The 18,628-nt window shown below is 69.8% G+C and carries 17 protein-coding genes and 1 tRNA gene; 8 read left to right on the top strand and 10 right to left on the bottom strand.

Going from position 1 to position 18,628, the window contains the following annotated elements:
* Nucleotides 1–4: 4 nt before the first annotated feature.
* Genes JJQ90_RS23095 through JJQ90_RS23085 form a run of 3 tightly spaced genes read left to right on the top strand, consistent with a single transcriptional unit; the run spans nucleotide 5 to nucleotide 4,685 of the window.
* Entirely contained in the window at nucleotides 5–1,342 is a 1,338-nt protein-coding gene (locus tag JJQ90_RS23095) for an NAD(P)/FAD-dependent oxidoreductase (RefSeq protein ID WP_216878640.1), read from the top strand.
* Entirely contained in the window at nucleotides 1,342–2,988 is a 1,647-nt protein-coding gene (locus JJQ90_RS23090) for an ABC transporter substrate-binding protein (RefSeq protein WP_216878639.1), read from the top strand. The genes JJQ90_RS23095 and JJQ90_RS23090 overlap by 1 nt, the downstream gene beginning before the upstream one ends.
* Before the next feature lie 2 nt (nucleotides 2,989–2,990).
* The gene (locus tag JJQ90_RS23085; RefSeq protein WP_216878638.1) at nucleotides 2,991–4,685 is read left to right on the top strand and encodes a gamma-glutamyltransferase family protein; all 1,695 of its coding nucleotides are present in this window, start codon (nucleotides 2,991–2,993) and stop codon (nucleotides 4,683–4,685) included.
* Between the two features lie 70 nt (nucleotides 4,686–4,755).
* Here JJQ90_RS23085 and JJQ90_RS23080 read toward each other — a convergent pair.
* Nucleotides 4,756–4,830: transfer RNA gene (locus JJQ90_RS23080), tRNA-Thr, on the bottom strand.
* A 181-nt stretch (nucleotides 4,831–5,011) separates the two neighbouring features.
* Here JJQ90_RS23080 and JJQ90_RS23075 point away from each other — a divergent pair.
* Nucleotides 5,012–5,968, top strand: coding sequence for a radical SAM protein (locus tag JJQ90_RS23075; protein ID WP_216878637.1), 957 nt, complete (start codon nucleotides 5,012–5,014; stop codon nucleotides 5,966–5,968).
* A 159-nt stretch (nucleotides 5,969–6,127) separates the two neighbouring features.
* Here the strand turns inward: JJQ90_RS23075 and JJQ90_RS23070 are convergent, their stop codons facing one another.
* From JJQ90_RS23070 to JJQ90_RS23060, 3 genes are all read right to left on the bottom strand, one after another.
* On the bottom strand, nucleotides 6,128–6,448 hold the full coding sequence (locus tag JJQ90_RS23070) for a hypothetical protein (protein ID WP_216878636.1): 321 nt from the start codon (nucleotides 6,446–6,448) through the stop codon (nucleotides 6,128–6,130).
* Nucleotides 6,449–6,459: 11 nt separating this feature from the next.
* Nucleotides 6,460–7,272, bottom strand: a complete 813-nt coding sequence (locus JJQ90_RS23065; RefSeq protein ID WP_216878635.1) for a hypothetical protein — start codon at nucleotides 7,270–7,272, stop codon at nucleotides 6,460–6,462.
* A gap of 488 nt (nucleotides 7,273–7,760) precedes the next feature.
* A complete protein-coding gene (locus JJQ90_RS23060; protein WP_216878634.1) occupies nucleotides 7,761–8,216 on the bottom strand; it encodes a MarR family winged helix-turn-helix transcriptional regulator in 456 nt (151 codons plus the stop codon).
* A gap of 57 nt (nucleotides 8,217–8,273) precedes the next feature.
* On the opposite strand from JJQ90_RS23060, the gene JJQ90_RS23055 reads away from it, so the two are divergent.
* A complete protein-coding gene (locus tag JJQ90_RS23055; RefSeq protein WP_216878633.1) occupies nucleotides 8,274–9,278 on the top strand; it encodes a glycosyltransferase family 2 protein in 1,005 nt (334 codons plus the stop codon).
* 38 nt (nucleotides 9,279–9,316) lie between these two features.
* Here JJQ90_RS23055 and JJQ90_RS23050 read toward each other — a convergent pair whose 3' ends face one another.
* The 3 genes from JJQ90_RS23050 to JJQ90_RS23040 form a co-directional block, all read right to left on the bottom strand.
* The gene (locus JJQ90_RS23050) at nucleotides 9,317–10,324 is read right to left on the bottom strand and encodes a tripartite tricarboxylate transporter substrate-binding protein (protein ID WP_216878632.1); all 1,008 of its coding nucleotides are present in this window, start codon (nucleotides 10,322–10,324) and stop codon (nucleotides 9,317–9,319) included.
* A gap of 173 nt (nucleotides 10,325–10,497) precedes the next feature.
* The gene (locus JJQ90_RS23045) at nucleotides 10,498–11,733 is read right to left on the bottom strand and encodes a thiolase family protein (RefSeq protein ID WP_216878631.1); all 1,236 of its coding nucleotides are present in this window, start codon (nucleotides 11,731–11,733) and stop codon (nucleotides 10,498–10,500) included.
* A complete protein-coding gene (locus JJQ90_RS23040) occupies nucleotides 11,730–13,514 on the bottom strand; it encodes a feruloyl-CoA synthase (RefSeq protein ID WP_216878630.1) in 1,785 nt (594 codons plus the stop codon). Before JJQ90_RS23040 ends, JJQ90_RS23045 begins: the two co-directional genes overlap by 4 nt.
* Nucleotides 13,515–13,616: 102 nt before the next feature.
* Here JJQ90_RS23040 and JJQ90_RS23035 point away from each other — a divergent pair, with 102 nt between their 5' ends.
* From JJQ90_RS23035 to JJQ90_RS23025, 3 genes are all read left to right on the top strand, one after another.
* Nucleotides 13,617–14,099, top strand: coding sequence for a MarR family winged helix-turn-helix transcriptional regulator (locus JJQ90_RS23035; protein ID WP_216878629.1), 483 nt, complete (start codon nucleotides 13,617–13,619; stop codon nucleotides 14,097–14,099).
* 63 nt (nucleotides 14,100–14,162) lie between these two features.
* A complete protein-coding gene (locus JJQ90_RS23030; RefSeq protein ID WP_216878628.1) occupies nucleotides 14,163–14,936 on the top strand; it encodes a crotonase/enoyl-CoA hydratase family protein in 774 nt (257 codons plus the stop codon).
* A 2-nt stretch (nucleotides 14,937–14,938) separates the two neighbouring features.
* Nucleotides 14,939–15,697, top strand: a complete 759-nt coding sequence (locus tag JJQ90_RS23025; RefSeq protein WP_216878627.1) for an SDR family NAD(P)-dependent oxidoreductase — start codon at nucleotides 14,939–14,941, stop codon at nucleotides 15,695–15,697.
* 9 nt (nucleotides 15,698–15,706) lie between these two features.
* Here JJQ90_RS23025 and JJQ90_RS23020 read toward each other — a convergent pair whose 3' ends face one another.
* The 3 genes from JJQ90_RS23020 to JJQ90_RS23010 form a co-directional block, all read right to left on the bottom strand.
* Nucleotides 15,707–16,519, bottom strand: a complete 813-nt coding sequence (locus JJQ90_RS23020; protein WP_216878626.1) for a hypothetical protein — start codon at nucleotides 16,517–16,519, stop codon at nucleotides 15,707–15,709.
* A 221-nt stretch (nucleotides 16,520–16,740) separates the two neighbouring features.
* Nucleotides 16,741–17,577 (bottom strand): response regulator transcription factor, encoded by an 837-nt coding sequence (locus JJQ90_RS23015; protein WP_216878625.1) that lies wholly within the window; start codon nucleotides 17,575–17,577, stop codon nucleotides 16,741–16,743.
* A 127-nt stretch (nucleotides 17,578–17,704) separates the two neighbouring features.
* The gene (locus JJQ90_RS23010) at nucleotides 17,705–18,604 is read right to left on the bottom strand and encodes a sensor domain-containing diguanylate cyclase (protein ID WP_216878624.1); all 900 of its coding nucleotides are present in this window, start codon (nucleotides 18,602–18,604) and stop codon (nucleotides 17,705–17,707) included.
* Nucleotides 18,605–18,628 lie beyond the last annotated feature (24 nt).

Below are 18,628 nucleotides of genomic sequence, written 5' to 3'. Positions count from 1 at the left end.
CCGGATGAATGGATCCGACGCCATCTTCGCCCCCGGCTTCCGGGACAGCCCCTATTGGTGGGAGGCCGCGCCGCCCGGGGCCAGCACCGCGCCACTGCCCGATGTGGCGGAGGTCGTCATCGTCGGCGGCGGCATCGCCGGCCTGTCCACGGCGCTGGAACTCGGCCGCAACGGCATCAAGGCGCTGGTCATCGACCGCGAGACGATCGGCTGGGGCGCCTCCTCCCGCAATGGCGGCGCGCTGTCCGGCGCGGGCAGCCTCGGCAAGGTCCGCGCCGATCTGAAGGAGGCCTTTGGCGAGAGCCTGGTCAATGAGATGGTGGAGGAAGGCGAGGCCGCCTATGAGGATTTTGCGAGTCTGATCGCGCGCGAAAACCTCGATTGCGATTTCGAGCGCAGCGGCCGCTTCGTCGGTGCCCATGCGGCGAAGGCGATGGAAGGGCTGAAGCGCCGCGCCGAGATGCTGAACGCGGCAACCGGTGCCGAGGAAGCCTTTGTCGTGCCGCGCGGCGCGGTGGCGGAGGAGATTGCCACCACGAAATACCATGGCGGCATGGTGATGCTGCGGGCCGGCGGGCTGCATCCGGCGAAGTATGTGCGGTCGCTCGCCGAGGCGGCCACGCGGCATGGCGCCACACTTGTCTCCGGCGTCACGCTGGAAAGCTACGCAAGGCAGCCGGATGGCAGCTTTGTCGTCACCACCGACAAGGGCCGTATCGGCACGAAGCACCTGATGCTGGCGACCAATGGCTATACCGGCGCGGCTACCCCCTGGTTCCGCCGCCGCCTGATCCCCGTTGCCAGCTACATGATCGCGACGGAGGAGCTGGGCGAGGACCGCGTGCGCCGCGCGCTGCCGAAACTGCGCGTCTATGGCGACACGAAGAAGATCCTCTACTACTTCCGCCCCTCGCCGGACCATCGACGCATCCTGTTCGGCGGCCGCGCCAGCTTCGTGCAGACGGATCCCCGAAAGGCCGCGGCGACGCTGCACCGCTTCCTGGTGGACCTGATTCCGGATCTGGCCGGCGTGCGCATCACCCATGGCTGGAAGGGCAATGTCGCCTTCGCCTTCGACATGATGCCGCATGTCGGCATCCAGGATGGCGTGCACTACGCCATGGCCTGCAATGGCAGCGGCGTGGTCGGAATGACGCATTTCGGTCGCGTCGCCGCGCAGCAGATCCTCGGCGGTTCCAACCGTGTCTCCGCCTTCGCGCGGCTGAGCTTTCCCACGAGGCCGCTCTACACCGGCCATCCCTGGTTCATGCCGCTTGTCGGCACAGCCTATCAACTCCGCGACCGGCTGGATGGCTGGCGCGTCACGAATGGAGGCGTCTGATGCTGTCGTTCAGCAAGATCCTGGGCCGCAAGACCCAGGGCCGCAAGACCCTGGGCCGCAAGACCCTGGGCCGCAAGACCCTGTCCCGGCTGCTCGCCCTGGGCGCGATGTGCCTGCCGCTGGCCGCGCCCGCTGGCGCGCAGACGCTGACCATGGCGACGCAATCGACCTTCGGCATCGATCCGCATTTCTTCTTCAACGGCCCGAACATGGCCGCCGCCCGGCACATCTACGACACCGTCATCAGCCGCGACGAGAACAGCCGCCAGGTGCCCGGCGCGGTGGAAAGCTGGCGCGCGGTGGAGCCCACCATCTGGGAGCTGAAGCTGCGCCCCGGCGTCACCTTCCATGACGGCTCGCCCTTCACGGCGGAAGACATCGCCTTCTCCATCGCCCGCATTCCGAACGTGCCGGGCAATATCGGCCCCTATACCATCAACCTGCGCACCATCGCCCGTGTGGAGATCGTCGATCCGCTGACGGTACGCCTGCACACCAGCGAGCCGAATCCGCTGATCCCCGGCCAGATGACGAATGTCTTCATCGTCTCGGCCCGCGCCGCGGCGAATGCGAGCACCGAGGATTTCAACCGCGGCCGCGCCGCCATCGGCACCGGCCCCTATCGCGTCGTCGGCAATGGCGTGTCGCCCACCGGCATGCGGCTTCAGCGCAACGACTCCTATTACGGCACGAAGCCGGCCTGGAGCGAGGTGGAGGTTCGCGTCATCGCCAATGATGCCGCGCGGCTCGCCGGGCTTCTCGCCGGGGATTACGACCTGATCGAGGATGTGCCGCTGACCGACCTCTCCCGCCTGCGGCGGGAAGGGCGGGTGAACATCGCCAGCCGGCCGACCGATCGCATCATGTATCTGTCGCTGAACGTGGCGACCGATCCGCTGCCGTTGGTGGTCGATGGCCATGGCCAGCCGCTGCCGGTGAACCCGATGTCGGATGTCCGCGTCCGCCGCGCCCTGTCCATGGCGATCGACCGCAACGCGCTGGTCGAGCGCGTCATGGAAGGCCAGGCCGTCGCCTCCGGCCAGCTCACGCCGGAGGGTTTTGGCGGCTATGATCCGGCGGTGCCGGTGCCGCCCGCCGATGTGGCCGGCGCGCGCCGCCTGCTGGCGGAGGCCGGCTTTCCGGATGGCTTCGGCCTGACCATCTCCTGCTCCAACGACCGCTACGTGAACGACGCGCGCATCTGCCAGGCCGTCGGCCAGATGCTGGCGCGTGCCGGGCTGAAGATGAATGTGGATGTCACGCCGAGCACGGTGTTCTTCCCGCGCATCCGCCCCGCCCGCGTGCTGCTGCCGATGCATTTCGTCGGCCGGTCCTTCTCCTCCGGCGATGCGACCTATGTGCTCTCCACCTCCTTCCACACGCGCGACGTGCCGCGGAACCTCGGCGGCGCGAACCGCAGCGGCTTCAGCGACCCGGCGGTGGATGCCGTGGTGCGGGAGGTGATGGTGCGGATGGATGACGGGCGTGAGGCCGCCGTCCGCCAGGCGATGCACCAGGTGCAGGACCTGCATGTGCAAATCCCGCTCTATGTGCAGATGTCGGCCATCGGCACACGGCGCGGCATCACCTATACGCCGCGAATGGATGAGCAGGTGGTCGCCGTCCACGCGCGCCCGGCGCAGTGACCGTGACCGGCCGGCCCACCCTCTACGGCACCCGCCACGCGGTCTCCGCAGGGCATTACCTGGCCACCGCCGCCGGCCATGCGGTGCTGGAAGCCGGTGGCAATGCCATCGATGCGGGGGTGGCGGCCGGCATCACCCTCGGCGTGGTGCAGTCGGACATCGTCAATGTCGCGGGCGTCGCGCCGATCATTTTGCGGACCGCCGCCGGCGAGGTGGAGACCATCGCCGGCCTCGGCCACTGGCCGATGTCCTTCCCCGCCGACCTGTTCCTGCGTGAGCACGCCGGAAAGATGCCGCCGGGCGTGCTGCGCACCGTGGTGCCGGCGGCGCCCGATGCCTGGATCACCGCGCTGCAACGCCACGGCACCATGACCTTCGGCGAGGTCGCCGGCGCCGCCATCCGCCATGCGCGGGATGGCTTTGCCATGCACCCGACCATGGCGAAGAACCTGGTGCAGAAATTCGAGTCCTATATGCGCTGGCCCAGCACGGCCGCGATCTACCTGCCCGGCGGACGCGCGCCGGCGGTCGGCGAGAAATTTGTGCAGACCGACCTCGCCGCCATGCTGAGCTATATGGTGGACCAGGAAGCCGCCGCCGGGGGCGACCGCGCCACGGGTCTCGCCGCCGCCCATGCCGCCTTCTACAAGGGCGACATCGCGGCCCGGATCGTCGCCTTCCAGCAGGAGCAGGGCGGCTACCTCTCGCGCGACGACCTTGCCAACTTCCGCAGCCGCATCGAGCCGGCGGTGACGCGGATGTGGCGCGGCCATGCCATCTCCACCTGCGGCCCCTGGTGCCAGGGGCCGGCGCTGCTGGAAGCACTGCTGATCGCCGAGCGCATCGGTTTTTCGGGAATGGCGCATAACAGCGCCGAATATCTGCATGTGATCGCGGAGGCATTGAAGGCTGCGCTGGCCGATCGCGAATACCATTTCGGCGATCCGGCGATGGTGGATGTGCCGCTGGAGGCGCTGCTCTCCGCCCCCCACCTCGCCGCCCGCGCCGCCGGCTTCCGGGGCGATGCGGCCTGCCCGGACATGCCGCCGCCGCTGATCGGCAACGGCACGGAACTGCCCCCGCCGATCCGCGAAAAGCCGCCGGAGGTGGAGGCCGACACCTCCTATGTCTGCGTCATGGACCGCTGGGGCAATGCCTTCAGCGCCACACCCTCCGACGGTTCGTGGAATTCGCCGGTGGTGCCGGGCCTCGGCATCGTGCCTTCCGCGCGCGGATCGCAGAGCCGGGTCGATCCGGCGCATCCCTGCGGCGTGGCGCCCGGCAAGCGGCCAAGGCTGACGCCGAACCCGGCGCTGGCGGTGCTGGCCGATGGCGGCGTCATGCCCTTCGGCACGCCGGGCGGCGATGTGCAGGTGCAGTCCATGCTTCAGGTGCTGCTCAACGTGCTGCATTTCGGCATGGAGGTGCAGGAGGCCATCGAGCCGCCGCGCATCGCGACCTACGCCTTCCCGTCCTCCTTCGCGCCTTTCGAGTATTTCCCGCGCAAGCTGGCGGTGGAATCGCGCATCCCGGCGGAGACCCGCGCCGCGCTGACGGCGCTGGGCCATGAGATTCAGACCTGGCCCGAATGGGCCTATGCCGCCGGCAGTGTGGAGGCGATCCGCACCGATCCGGCCACCGGCCTGATGGCCGCCGGCGCCGACCCGCGCCGCCCGGCCTATGCCATCGCGAGCTGAGCGGCGGCCGGCTGCACAGCCGCGCGTGCTCTCGCCGGGGGCAAAGGGGACGCCAAACAATGGGGAAGCGTGGTGCTGCTGGACAGGATTGAACTGTCGACCTCTCCCTTACCAAGGGAGTGCTCTACCACTGAGCTACAGCAGCGTACCGGTGCTTAGGGTGCCGGTTCGTAGCCGTTCAGCCGGGCCGCCGCAACCCCTGTCGGGGCGTTCCGCATCGCAAAAGCTGGCATCCTTCGGCGGCGAGGCCAGATAGGCTAGGTCCGCGCGTAACCGGCCCACCTGGCCCGGCGAAGCCCGAACAGCCTCTCTGCAAGGACCGCAGCTTGTCGAACCTCACCCAGACCCTGCCGCGCCCGCTCGCCCCCGGGAAATTCCAGGACCCGCGGGTCACCGCCAAGGGGGAGCGCCGGGCGACGGTGGCGCTGGCGGGGCTGGAGACGCTGTGGTTCAACACCGGCACGCTGTGCAACATCACCTGCCGCGCCTGCTACATCGAAAGCAGCCCGCGCAACGATGCGCTGGTCTATCTGACCGCCGCCGAGGTCGCCGCCTACCTCGATGAGGCCGATGGCCTGCGGGAGGTGGGCTTCACCGGCGGCGAGCCCTTCATGAACCCGGACATGCTGCCGATGCTGGCCGATGTGCTGGCCCGCCCCGGCGACCTGCGCGCCTTGGTGCTGACCAATGCCATGCGACCGATGACGCGCCGCGCGGCCGGGCTGCTGGCGCTGCGCGACCGCTTCGGGCCGGACCGCCTGGTGCTGCGCGTCAGCCTGGACCACCACACCGCCGCGCATCACGACTTCGAGCGGGGGGAGGGCAGCTTCGTCCTGGCCATGGAAGGCCTGCGCTGGCTGGCGCGCGAAGGTTTTCGAATCAACGTCGCCGGCCGCGCCAGCTTTGGCGGGGAGGATGAGGCGGCGATGCGCGCCGGCTTCGCCCGCCTCTTTTCCGAGTTCGCCATTCCGCTGGACGCCGCCGACCCGGTGGCGCTGATGCTGTTCCCCGAAATGGACGCCACCGTGGATGTGCCGGAGATCACCGAGGCCTGCTGGGGTATATTGGGCAAGCATCCGGACCAGATGATGTGCGCATCTTCCCGCATGGTGGTGAAGCGGCGCGGCGCGGCGCGCCCCGCGGTGGTGGCCTGCACGCTGCTGCCCTACGACCCGCAATTCGAACTGGGGGCGACACTGGCGGAGGCGGCCCGGCCGGTGGCGCTGAACCACCCGCATTGCGCGAAGTTTTGCGTGCTGGGGGGGGCGGCTTGTTCGCGGTGAGAGCACTGCCCAATAGTAGGATTGAGGCTATCCAGTGAGCGACCAGAGCCCACCATTGATGCGCGCGATGCCAAGGCTCGGCCACGTGGGGCTTTCAGCACAGATCATCTGCGAGGCGAGCGCGCGGTGTAGCCGGGCCGTTTGCCTGCTCGACCGCAGTCATGGCCTATGAAACCAGCACAGGTCGAGAAAGGTGACGTCGTGATCCAGGGCTTCCCACTCTTGGCGCAGCCGTTGCAACACGTCGGCATTGCCCTGTTCGGGCCATGGCGCGCTGGGCGGATCGGCGTAGGGACTAGACACGGGGACGAAGCCTTGGTCGAGCATAAGGCCGACGAAATGCAGCATGCGCTCGGTGTCATCGTTGCCTGGCGGGACCTCAGTGAGATCGCGCAGGGCGTCGAGAACACTCGGAAAGGTCACGTCGTCAGTCTTGGCATATTCCCAGAACCGCGAAGTCTGGTCCCTCATGGTGGTCATTTTGACGTCCTTCAAAAATGAAGTTTCCGAACGGAGGTAAAGCCAGGGATGTTGAGGTCGATCGAAGGGCTACCGCTCGACGTGGATGGCCGATACCCGATGATGGTACCGTCATCGAGGCGGTACATCCGCCCCGGATGCCCCCGCGGGGTGATATCAACGGCACCCCTGCCCTGCGTCAGTCGTCCGAGCATCGCCTCGGCCCCCGCCTGCCCTCCGGGCAGGGTGCGGATATTGGCTTCTGCCCCGCCCCGCTGCGATCCAATCGGTTGCCCTCCTGGCGCAACCATGTCCACGAGTTCCTGGCCGCGTCGAGAGACGGTGGGAGCCTGAGGTACTTGCGCCGGACCACGCGAACCGGGAGGCCGATAACCACCACCCCCACCGCCGCCTTCTGGGATGACGCCTGAGCGACCACCCACGACCCCATTTTCCGGTCGTCGAGCCATCGCGGGCACGACCAGGGCGTCGTTTAAAAGATTTCGACGACGAAGCATCAGGCCACGAAACCCAACATCCACGGGTCCCGGCGTTTCAATTTGCCCATCGCGCGCTGGCTGACCGATCCGATCATCGATGCCACCTTCGTCGCCGGACGCGGGAGCACCGCGAGTATGTGCTGCGACGGGCTGGCCGTTGCGGACATAGGCGCGGACATGAACGACACCGCTGCTCGGCCGAGCGTCACCACCATACATGGCCTGAAATCCGTCAGTGACCCAGGCGCGCCAGGCATCACGCTCGGGATGGCCTGCCTGCCAATATCTTTGGTCCGAGACGGCGGCGCGAAGGCCGGCAGCGTCGATGGGCACCTTGTCTGACATGCGCACAAATCTCCGCTGTCGAGAGGGCGTTGGCACCTTTCGAGCATGATAAATTAGGCATAAATTCTGACCTGGGTGGTGCCTTTCAGCGCGAGGCTGTCGGCAGAGGTGGAATGCTGACGGTCGCCGTCGAAGCGCCCTGATGGCCCTTGGCTGACTGCAATGGCTTTCGACCACACGCTAATCCCAGGCGTCGAAGAGGCGGGAGCCAGCGCGCGCCATCCGGTCGAGGATGAGCCTGATATGGCAAGCCGCGCTCAGGACGCATTTCGGGCGAGGGCTGCTCTCCTATCGCCTAACTGCGAGCATTTTGCAAGATAATTTTCCTAATATTGGCGGAGCATGTTCTGGCGTCTTAAGGATTGGCGCCGCAACGCAATCTGCTCCGACCGACGCGCCGATCTCGTTCTCTCGGCCTGCGTATTTGCCGCCGACCCGCTTTTCTGATTGGGAGAGCTGAGCCTGCAGAGCCATCAGCCCGGCCCCCTCTACCCCTTCGGCGTCTGCCTTCGCGCCTCCGCCTGCAGCACCCGAATCGCCTCCTCCAGCACCGCCAGCGTCTCCGCCGGCAGTGCCCCGCGAAACGCCGCGTCGCGCTCCCGCGCCGCCTGCATCAGCCCGTCCTGCACCCGCGCCCCCTCCGGCGAAAGGCGCAGCGCCACTTCGCGGGCATCGGCGCCGGCCGCGCGTTCCACCAGCCCCCGCGCCACCAGCGCCTTCACCGCGCGCGAAGCCTGCGCCTTGTCCAGCCCGCTTTCCCGCGCCAGATCCCGCAAAGTCAGAGGCGCGAAGCCGCCGAGCAGGGCCAGGATGCGCCATTCCATCAGGCTGACACCGAAATCGCGGCGGTAGCGGCGCGCCGCCCCGCGGCTCAGCGCGTTGGCCAGCCGGTGGATGCGATAGGAAAGAAGGTCCCGGATCGTCGCCGGCGCGGGGGGGCTCATCGCGGAGGAGTCTCGCCCCGCCCCGGATTCGCCGCAACCCCGTGCCATAATGCCCCCATGCCCAGCGATCTCGCCCCCTATCCCCCCGCACTGCAGGCCGCCACCCTGGCCCGCCCGGCGCTCTCCGTCGTCGTGCCCGCCTATGATGAGCAGGAGGTGCTGCCCGCCTTCCACGCCCGGCTGGTGCCGGTGATGGAGGCCATCGGCCTGCCGTGGGAGGTGGTCTATGTGAATGACGGCTCCCGCGACGGCACGCTGGCGCTGATGCTGGCGCTGCGGGCGCAGGACAGCCGGGTGGCCGTGGTCAATCTCAGCCGCAACTTCGGCAAGGAAATCGCCCTGACCGCGGGGCTCGACCATGCGGCGGCGGAACAGGCCGTCATCGTCATCGATGCCGACCTCCAGGACCCGCCGGAGGTGATTCCGGACCTCGTCGCCGCCTGGCGCCAGGGTTTTGACGTCGCCTATGCCAGGCGCCGCGCGCGGGAAGGGGAGACCTGGCTGAAGAAGGCCACGGCCGCCGCCTTCTACCGGGTGATGAAGCGCATCGGTGGCAAGGTGGACCTGCCCGCCGACACCGGCGATTTCCGGCTGATGAGCCGCCGCGCCTTGGATGCGCTGCTGGCGCTGCGCGAACAGCACCGCTTCATGAAGGGGCTGTTCGCCTGGGTCGGCTTCCCCTCCATCCCGGTGCTGTATGACCGCGCGCCGCGCGCGGCCGGGGAGACGAAGTGGAACTACTGGCGGCTGTGGAACCTGTCGCTGGAGGGGATCACGGCCTTCACCGTCGGGCCGCTGAAGGTCGCCACCTATCTCGGCCTGTTCACCGCCTTCGGCGCCGTCATCTACGGCGTGCAGCTCATCATCCGCACCATCCTGTTCGGCAATCCGGTGGCCGGCTATCCCAGCCTGATGGCGGTGGTGCTGTTCCTCGGCGGCGTGCAGCTGATGACGCTGGGCATCATCGGCGAATATCTCGGCCGGGTCTTCAACGAGACCAAGCGCCGGCCGCTGTACATCGTGGAGCGCCACGTGCCGAGCGAAGCGCAGCCTCCGGGCTGAACCCCGGCCCCCCCGCAGGAGGCCGGGATTCGGAAGAATCAGTTTTCCGGCTGGAACCCACTCTCCCGCACGATCTCGCCCCATTCCTGGCGCTCGCGCCGGATGCGGGCGGCGAAGTCGGCGGGGCTGGCGGAGATGGTGGGCAGGTATTCCAGCCGGTCCAGCGCCGCCACGATCTCCGGCATCCGCGCCACCTGGGTGATGCCGGCATGCAGGCCGTTGACGATGGCGGCCGGGGTGTTCGCCGGCAGCAGCACGCCGAACCACTCATCCTTGGTCAGCGCCGGCTGCCCCAGCTCGGCGAAGGTCGGCAGGTTGGGGTAGCGCGGATTGCGCTCGGGCGAGGAGATGGCGAGCATCCGCGCCCCGCTGCCCTCCTGCGGGGAGATGTCGCCCAGCACGCCGACGAAAATCGGCAGCCGCCCGCCGATCAGGTCCTGCATCGCCGGCGCGGCGCCGCGATAGGGCACATGCGTCATCCGCACCCCGATCGCCTTGCCCAGCATCACGCCCATGAAGTGCGGCGCGGAGCCAGCGGCCGGGGAGGCGAAGGGCACATCGCCGGCCTGCGCCTTCATCCAGGCCACCAGCTCCGGAAACGTCTTCGCCGGATGGGTGCTGGGCACGGCGATGGCGAAGGGGAAGGTGCAGACGGTGGCGACGGGGGTCAGGTCGGTCAGCGCGTCGTAGCGCACCTCCCGCGGGAAGACATGCGGCTGCAGGGTCAGCATGGAGGCGGGGGTCTGGAGATAGATGCTGCCATCGGCCTCGCCCGATTTCACCGCCTCCACCGCGATGCGCCCCGCCGCGCCGACGCGGCCCTCGACGATCACATTCGGCGCGTAGAGGCCGCGCAGCTTGTCGGCATAAAGGCGGGTGACGACGTCCGACGACCCGCCGGCCGGGAAGCCGACGATGGCGCGGGCATTGCGGTTGATGGTGGGCGCCGCGGTGGTCTGGCCCCAGGCGGGGCGCAGCAAGGCAGGGGCGGCGAGTGCGGCGGCGCCAAGGCCGAGCATGTGGCGGCGGGGCAGGGTGGGCTTCATCTTGGTTCTCCTCCTCGGCGTCGTTGCGCCGTTTCATGATGCAGTGTGCCGTCGCGTCGGCTATAGCACGCTGCGTTCGCTTGAACGCAGCTCGTGCTCTGGAAGGCATTGAATCCAGAGCAAGAAATGCGTTCAGATGATTCCATCTGAACGCATATTGCTCTACGGCGCCATCATTCCGATGGCGCCGCCTCGATCAGCAGTGCGATGCCCTGGCCGCCGCCGATGCAGGCGGAGGCGATGCCATAGCGCCCGCCGCGCAGACGCAGCCCGCGCGCGCAGGTCAGCGCCAGCCGGATGCCGGTGGCGGCGAGGGGATGGCCGAGGGCGATGGCGCCGCCATGCACATTCAGCCGCGCCTCATCCAGCTCGAGTTCGCGGGCGCAGGCCATCACCTGGGCGCCGAAGGCCTCGTTGATTTCCACCAGGTCGATCTGGTGCAAGGCGAGGCCCACCCGGTCCAGCAAAGCGCGGATGGCGGGCACCGGGCCGATGCCCATCACCTCCGGCGCGCAGCCCACCGCCACGGCCGCGACCAGCCGGGCGAGGGGCTTTCGCCCGCGCGCGAAGGCGCCGTCGCAGACCAGCGCGGCGGCGGCGCCATCGACCACGGCGGAGGAATTGCCGCCGGTCTGCACGCCACCGAAGGCCGGCCGGATTTTTGCCAACGCCTCCACCGGGGAAGGGCGGGGATGGGTGTCGGCGGTCAGCTCCGCCACCCGGCGCGGCAGGGTGATGCCGCGATCGCGCAGCCCGTCCCGGGAAAAGGTCTCGGAACGCACGGCGACGATCTCATCGTCGAAGAACCCGGCCTCCCGCGCCGCCAGCGCGCGGTCAAAGGACCGCGCGGCATAGGCATCCACTTCGGCCCGGGAAATGCCGTGGCGCTTTGCCAGTTCTTCCGCCGTGCCGCCCATCGACAGGCCGCAGGCGGGGTCGTCCAGCGCCTCCCACAGAAAGTCCTTGAACCCGACGGGCGCGCCGAGGTCGAAGCCGGTGCGGTGGGTGAAGGCGGCGATGGGGTTGCGGCTCATGCTCTCCGCCCCAACACACAGCGAAAGGCCCGCCCCCTGGCGTTCCACCGCCGTGGCGCCCTGCACCAGCGCCTCGATCCCCGTGCCGCAGACCCGCTGCACCAGCAGCGCCGGCACCGCCATCGGCGCGCCGGCATAAAGGCCGATATGGCGCGGCAGCATATAGGCGTCGAAGCTGGCCTGGGCGACGGAGCCGGCGACGACATGGCCGATCGAGCCTGGCTCGATCCCCGCCTTGGCGATGGCGCCCCGCGCCGCGGCGATGCCGAGGTCGATCGGCGAGACCTTGGCCAGCACCCCGCCGAGATCGGCGAAGGGCGTGCGGGCGCCTGCGAGCAGCCAGGCATCCCGCCATTCGGTGTGCAGCGCGGTCAAACCTTGGCCTCCGTCAGGCAGATGATGTCGGGTCCGGGCGCTTCGTCATACAGCGCCGCCACCAGCGCCGCCCGCTGCGCCAGCACGGCGCGCTGGTTGATCGAGCCCTTGTCGGTGATCTCCCCGGCATCGAGCGACAGCGGCGCGTCGAGCAGCACGGCGCGGGTGACGCGGTTGGAACTGCCGGTGGCCTGGGCGGCCAGCCGCGCCAGACCCTCCGCCAGCCTGTCAGGCAGGTCCGTGAGGCCGGCGCAGGCCTCGCGTTCGGGGATCAGGATGGCGGCGATATGGTCGCGGTCCTGGCCGGCGATCACGGCATCCTTCACATAGGGCGCGCAGGCGGCGATCAGCTTCGCCCGCAGCGGCCCGACGCTGACCCAGGTGCCGGTCGCCAGCTTGAAGTCCTCGGTGATGCGGCCATCGAAGCGGAAACCCTTGTGCAGGTCGGCGGGGTCCAGCGGCACCAGCGCATCGCCGAGTCCGTAGAAGCCTTCCGCGTCGAAGGCGGCGGCGGTGGCCGCCGGATTGCGCCAATAGCCCGGCGTGATGGAGGGTCCGCGCACCCGCGCCTCCATCTTCCCCGCCACCGGCACCAGCTTCAGCTCCACGCCCGGCGCCGGCAGTCCGACCGCGCCGGATTCCGAAAAACCCTCCCGCACCACCAGGCAGAAGGGCGCCGTCTCGGTGGCGCCGAGGCCGGTGAAGATCGGGATGCGGCGGCCGCGTTCGGCCAGGGACAGCGCGTCCAGCGCATCCCACAGATGCTGCGGCAGGCCGGCGGCGGCGTAGTAGATCATCCGCAGCTTTGCGAAGAAGCGCCGGCGCAGCGCCGCATCCTGGCGCAGATGGTGCACCAGCTCCTCCAGCCCGCGCGGCACGTTGAAATGGATGCTGGTCGCGACCTCGCCGAGGTTGCGCAGCGTCTCGGCATAGCCGCCGGGCACCGGGCGGCCGTCATCCATGTGGAAGGTGCCGCCATTGTACAGCACCAGGCCGAGATTGTGATTGCCGCCAAAGGTGTGGTGCCAGGGCAGCCAGTCCAGCAGCACCGGCGGTTCCTCCGCCACGAAGGGAAAGGCCTCCCGCAGCATCTGCTGATTGGAACACAGCATGCGATGGGTGTTGATGACGCCCTTGGGCTGCCCGGTGGAGCCCGAGGTGAACAGGATTTTTGCCACGTCATCCGGCTGCACGGCGGCGGCGGCGGCCTCCACCGCGGGGGTCGGAGTCGTGGCCAGCAGCGCCGCCATCTCCGTGCCACCGCGCACCACCTCCACGTCCGGCGGCACGGCGGCGGCGATGGCTTCCGCGAAGCGGGCGCCCTCCTCGGCGAAGACCAGCCCGGGCGTCAGCAGCGCGAGGCAATGCCGCAATTTCGAAAAATCCCGGGCCAGCAGCGAATAGGCCGGGGAGACCGGCGCCACCGGCACGCCGACATGCAGCGCGGCCAGGGTCAGCATCGCCTGGTCCAGCCCATTGCCGGAAAGGATCACCAGCGGCCGATCCGCCGACAGCCCCCGATCCAGCAGCGCCTGCCCCAGGGCCCGCACCTTCGCCAGCGCCTCGGCATAGCTGATCCGTCGCCAATCGCCGTCCAGCGCCGGATCGCGCCGGGCGATCAGCGTGCGGCCGGGGGCGACATTCGCGAAATGGACCAGGCGTTCGGTCAGGCAGCGGGGATAGGCGCCGAGCTGCGGCACCGGCGTGACCAGCACGGCGCCATCCGGCCGATGCGCGACGCGCACCGGGGCGGCGCCCATCGCTTGACGGGCTACGGACATCCCTATCCCTCCGGGGCGCGGCAGCCCCTGATTGTTATATCCCATAATAGTAGGATCGCGGCCCCCTTCCAAGAGGCATGTCGCGTCCTGTAAGTCACCGCGATGCCCATCGCCCGCCGCCAGCCACGGGACCGTGCCGGATTGTCCGATGCGGCCGCGCCGCCCGACATGTCCCCGCTGGACCAGAAGCTGGGATTCCGCCTGCGCCTGGCGCAGCAGACCGCCTTCGAGGCCTTCCACCGGCTGATGTCGCCGCTGGGCCTGACCCCCGGCCGCATGGGCGTGCTGCTGCTGCTGGAGGCCAATCCCGATATCCGCCAGACGGCGCTGGCGGAGGCGCTGCGCATCAAGCCCTCCAACCTCACCGTGCTGCTGGCGGCGCTGGAGGCGGAGGGGCTGCTCCGCCGGGCGGAGGATGCGGGCAATCGCCGCGCCAACCTGCTGCGCCTGACGGCTGCCGGCCGCGCCCTGCTCACCCGCGCCAAGGCGGCGGAGGCGGAGGTGGAGCGGCAATTGACCGAGAGCCTGACGCCCGCGGAACGCGCCGCCTTGATTGCCGCGCTGGCCCGCGTCGCGGCAGGCTGAACTTGCCCATGCGGGCCGCGCCGCTTAACGTTATGGCGCATAACAAATGAGGGGAAGCCCGGCATGGCCGAGGATCTGGTCAGCCTGGACATCCGCGACGCCGTCGCCTGGATCGGCCTGAACCGCCCGGCCAAGCGCAACGCCATCAGCGATGCGCTGCTGGCCGCGCTGGACGGGGCCGTGGCGCGGGCGCAGGGATCGGCGCGGGCCATGGTGGTGTTCGGCCATGGCCCCTGCTTCTCCGCCGGCCTCGACCTGTCCGAACACAAGGCCCGCACGGCGGAGCAGGTGCTGCATCACTCCCGTGGCTGGCACGCCGTGTTCCGCCGCATCCGCACGGGCCATATCCCGGCCATCGCCGCCATCCATGGCGCCTGTGTCGGCGGCGGGCTGGAACTCGCCGCCGCCTGTCATATCCGCGTGGCGGATGCCACGGCGCGCTTCGCCTTGCCGGAAGGCAGCCGCGGCATCTTCGTGGGTGGCGGTGCCAGCGTGCATGTGGCGCGGCTGATCGGCGCCGCCCGGATGGCCGACATGATGCTGACCGGCCGCAGCCTGGATGCCGACGCTGCCGAGCGGGCCGGCCTCATCACCTATGTCACCCCGGAAGGCGGCGCGCTGGAACAGGCGGCGGAGCTGGCGGTGAAGGTGGCGCGGATGGCGCCGCTGACCGTGCTCGGCGTGCTGCATGCCCTGCCGCGCATCCAGGACATGGCGGAGGAGGATGGGCTCTTCGTGGAAAGCCTGATGGCAGCCCTGGCCCAGACCGGGGCGGAGGCGCAGGCTGGCCTCGCGGACTTCCTCGAAAAGCGGTCGGCCAAGGCGGTGGAGGGCTGAGCATGGAACTGACAAACGCATCGGCGGTGGTCACCGGCGGCGGCTCCGGCCTCGGCGCCGCGACGGCGGAGGCGCTGGCCGAGGCTGGCGCGCGGGTGGTGGTGTTCGACATCAATGCCGAGGCCGCGCAGGCGGTGGCCGCGCGCATCGGCGGCGTCGCGGTGGTGGGCGATGTGGCGGAGGAAGCGCCGCTGGCCGCGGCGGTGGAAGCTGCCGCCGCGCTGGCCCCGCTGCGCCTGGCGGTCGCCTGTGCCGGCATCGCCCCGGCCGGCCGCGTCGCCGGGCGGCAGGGGCCGCATGACCTGGCGCTGTTCGAGCGGGTGATCCGCGTGAATCTGGTCGGCACCTTCAACCTGCTGCGCCTGGCCGCCGCCCGCATGACCACCAACGACCCGCTGCCGAATGGGGAGCGCGGCCTGGTCGTCGCCACCGCCTCCATCGCCGCCTATGAGGGGCAGATCGGCCAATGCGCCTATGCGGCGTCGAAGGGCGGGGTGGTGGCGCTGACCCTGCCAGCGGCGCGCGAACTTGCACGATTTGGCGTGCGGGTGGTGACGCTGGCGCCCGGCCTGTTCCACACGCCGCTGATGGACACGCTGACGCCGGAGGCGCGCGACAGCCTCGGCAGGATGCCGCTGTTCCCGGCGCGGCTGGGCAAACCGGACGAGTATGCGGCGATGGTGCTGGCCATCGCGGCGAACCCGCTGCTGAACGGGGAGACGATCCGGCTGGATGGCGCACTGCGACTGCCGCCGGCCTGATCGGGCCGGCTATCCCGGCGGCGGCGAGGGACGGGCGCGCCGCTGCCAGGCCAGTACGGCCCAGTTTCCGGCGATCAGCACCGGCCAGGCCGCCATGCCCAGCAGCAGCACCTTCAGGAAGGTGGCGCGGGATTGCCGCGCCAGGGCCGCGGCGTCGGGGGCCCAGAGGATCATCACCGGGGCACCCTCCACCGGGCTGCCCCATTCCGCCGCCATCCCGCGGGCGAGGTCGCGGCCATCGGCGATGTTGATGGCCGGCGCCAGCACCGCCCGGTCCAGTGGCGCGGACCAGGGCGCCTGTGCCGCACGACGGCTGGCGCGAAACGCCCAATAGGGCACCGGTTGCCCCGGCGCCCAGCCGGCGGGCACCACGGGCGCCACCTGGAAATGCGTCTCCACCGTCCGCCCCCGGCGCACCGCCGCGCGGGCGATGGGCTGAACGTGAAGGCCTTCGGTGGTGACCAGCATGCGCGTGGGATCGAGCAGCGCCCGGGGGCTCATGCGCGTCTCCAGCAGCAGGAACTGGAACAGCACCACCGCGAAGGCCAGCAGGAAGAACATCAGCAGGCCCTCGAGCGTATGGCGCAGCCACCTCGCCCCGCCCGCCAGGGTGAAGGCGGCGCAGGCCAGCAGGCCGAGGAACGGCCAGTCCAGCATCAGGAACAGCACCATCACGGCGCTGGTGGCGGCCAGCAGAACCCAGCCGGCCAGCAGGCCGCGCAGCCAGGCACCCGGTGTGGGCGGTGGCCAGCCCGCGACGGTTGTATCCGGGCTCCCTGGTCCAGGCTGCCTGGTCGACGCTTCAACCTTCTGCCGAGGCATCCTCAGCCTTCCCCGTCCAACACCGCCCGCAGCTTCGCCGCCCGCGCCTGCCGGCGGAAGGGCTTGCCGAGCATCGGCAGGGCCTGGGGATCGGGCACGCGCTCACCCGGTCGCCGAACTGGCCGGCAACATGCTCGCGCACCGAATGGTCATCCTCCACCACCAGGCGCTGCGGCCCAATCCTGCCCTGGTGCCCTGCAGGGACGTCCCTGGAAGGACGCTCACCAGACCAGCCGATACCCCTTGCCGCGCTGCGCGGTGATGGTGATCCGGCCGGTGGAGGCGGCCAGCAGCTTCTGCCGCAGGTTGGAGGCGAGTTGGTCCACGCCGCGCTGTTCCGGCAGCAGTTTGCGCCCCAGAACGCTTTCCGAGATATGCGTGCGGGTCGCCAGATGGCCTGCGCCTGTCAGCAGCAGGTGCAGCAGCCCCGCCTCGCCACCCGTCAGCCGGGTTTCCTCCGTCCCCGGGCCCAGCAGGCGTTGGCGTGCGGGCTGAAGCGTGAGCCCGGCGATGGTCCAGGATGCTGGCTCGGACACCCGCGCGGCCTCGCCGGCCGCTGGCACCTCCGCCTCCGCGCGCGGCCTGGTGGCAGCGGGTTGTTGGGCGAAGGCCGGGGGGGGTAAGGCCGGCGGGGCGAAGGTCTGGATGGCATCCAGCCGCCGGCTGAGCGCCCGGACCCTGGCCACCATCTCCCGCAGGGAGAAAGGCTTGGCCAGATAGTCGTCGGCGCCCACCTCCAGCCCCACCACCCGGTCCACCTCCGCGCTCCGGCCGCTGACCACGATGATCCCGAGGTCGGGCAGGCTTGCGGCCTGGCGTACGAAGGCGATGCCATTGCCATCGGGCAGGCCGAGATCGACGATGAGAAGGCGGGGATTGTCGTCCTGAAGGCGCTGGCGGCCGCCTGCCAGGGTGGTGGCGGTGACCGTGTTCCAGCCATCGCGCTCCAGCGCGGCGCAGATCGTGGTGGCGATCGCCTCGTCATCCTCGAGCACCAGGATCGGCCGCTGCGCCAGGGGCGCGGCCAGCATGGAAGCGGCGAGCGGGGATGCACCCATGCACGGATTCCCTGGTGCCAGACGCGCGGTAACCAGCAAGTCCCGCCTAACCTATAGTATTGGTTAAGGGCGTGTCCACACGCGACAGGCGAACCAACGCCGAAATTGAGCCTGTTGAGACGGTTGCTCAGCCCGTGGACACCCGGTTGCGCCCCGCTGCCTTGGCGGTGCGCAGGGCTGCCTCGGTCCGATGCAGCAGGGCGGTCAATCCCTCGCCTGGTGCCAGGCAACAGATGCCCAGGCTGCAGGTGATGTACAGCGGCCCGGCCTCCGTCGGGAAAGCGGCGGCGGCGATGGTGGCGCGAAGCCGCTGGGCCGCGGCTTCCGCCTCCGCCGGGCCGAGGCCGGGCATGCAGATGACAAACTCCTCGCCGCCCATCCGTCCGAGCAGGTCCGCGCGCCGCAGGTTCTCGGCCAGCAGATCCGCCACCCCCATCAGCACGGAGTCGCCGGCGGCTTCCCCGAAGGTCTCGTTGATGCGGTCGAACCGATCGATGTCGAGCCATGCGAGGGCCATGCCGGTCGTGGCCATGCCCGGCGCGACCGCCGGATCCTGGCGCGCCGCGACCTCCGCCACCGCGCGCAGCAGGGCACGGCGATTGGGGATGCCGGTCAGCGTGTCGCGGTCGGTCAGATGCGCCAGCTCGTCCATGCGCCGCCGGACCAATGTCGCATCGCGCGCGATGGAGGCGAAGCCGGTGATGTGCCCGCCGGGTCCCAGCAGCGGCACGATCCGCATGTCGATCCAATAGGGGGCGCCATTGCGGGCATAGTTCATCACCTGCGCCGCGCAGCGTTCGCCGCGACGCAGTGCGGCGCCGATCGCGGCCAGGGTGGCGCGGTCCGTGCCCGGGCCTTGCAGCATCCGCGGTGACTGGCCCAGCACCTCCTCCGGCCGCCAGCCGGTCAGCCGCGTGAAGGCCGGGTTGACGTAGCGGATCAGCGGCCCAGGCCGGTCGAGCAGCGCATCGGTGACGATGACCAGATCCTGCGTGTTCTCGACCAACTCGCGGAAGACAATCTCCATGCCTGTTTCATCCAAGCTGTGGCG

The sequence above is a fragment of the Falsiroseomonas oleicola genome (assembly GCF_019029495.1).
Classification (GTDB): domain Bacteria; phylum Pseudomonadota; class Alphaproteobacteria; order Acetobacterales; family Acetobacteraceae; genus Falsiroseomonas; species Falsiroseomonas oleicola.
This window is presented reverse-complemented; position numbering and strand designations above follow the sequence as displayed.

Bases quoted from the DNA above. Each gene is read 5' to 3' on its own strand.
- JJQ90_RS23095 (WP_216878640.1), top strand. From the start codon at position 5: ATGAATGGATCCGACGCCATCTTCGCCCCCGGCTTCCGGGACAGCCCC.
- JJQ90_RS23090 (WP_216878639.1), top strand. From the start codon at position 1,342: ATGCTGTCGTTCAGCAAGATCCTGGGCCGCAAGACCCAGGGCCGCAAG.
- JJQ90_RS23070 (WP_216878636.1), bottom strand. From the start codon at position 6,448: ATGACCACCATGAGGGACCAGACTTCGCGGTTCTGGGAATATGCCAAG.
- JJQ90_RS23065 (WP_216878635.1), bottom strand. From the start codon at position 7,272: ATGTCAGACAAGGTGCCCATCGACGCTGCCGGCCTTCGCGCCGCCGTC.
- JJQ90_RS23060 (WP_216878634.1), bottom strand. From the start codon at position 8,216: ATGAGCCCCCCCGCGCCGGCGACGATCCGGGACCTTCTTTCCTATCGC.
- JJQ90_RS23055 (WP_216878633.1), top strand. From the start codon at position 8,274: ATGCCCAGCGATCTCGCCCCCTATCCCCCCGCACTGCAGGCCGCCACC.
- JJQ90_RS23050 (WP_216878632.1), bottom strand. From the start codon at position 10,324: ATGAAGCCCACCCTGCCCCGCCGCCACATGCTCGGCCTTGGCGCCGCC.
- JJQ90_RS23040 (WP_216878630.1), bottom strand. From the start codon at position 13,514: ATGTCCGTAGCCCGTCAAGCGATGGGCGCCGCCCCGGTGCGCGTCGCG.
- JJQ90_RS23035 (WP_216878629.1), top strand. From the start codon at position 13,617: ATGCCCATCGCCCGCCGCCAGCCACGGGACCGTGCCGGATTGTCCGAT.
- JJQ90_RS23030 (WP_216878628.1), top strand. From the start codon at position 14,163: ATGGCCGAGGATCTGGTCAGCCTGGACATCCGCGACGCCGTCGCCTGG.
- JJQ90_RS23025 (WP_216878627.1), top strand. From the start codon at position 14,939: ATGGAACTGACAAACGCATCGGCGGTGGTCACCGGCGGCGGCTCCGGC.
- JJQ90_RS23020 (WP_216878626.1), bottom strand. From the start codon at position 16,519: ATGCCTCGGCAGAAGGTTGAAGCGTCGACCAGGCAGCCTGGACCAGGG.
- JJQ90_RS23015 (WP_216878625.1), bottom strand. From the start codon at position 17,577: ATGGGTGCATCCCCGCTCGCCGCTTCCATGCTGGCCGCGCCCCTGGCG.
- JJQ90_RS23010 (WP_216878624.1), bottom strand. From the start codon at position 18,604: ATGGAGATTGTCTTCCGCGAGTTGGTCGAGAACACGCAGGATCTGGTC.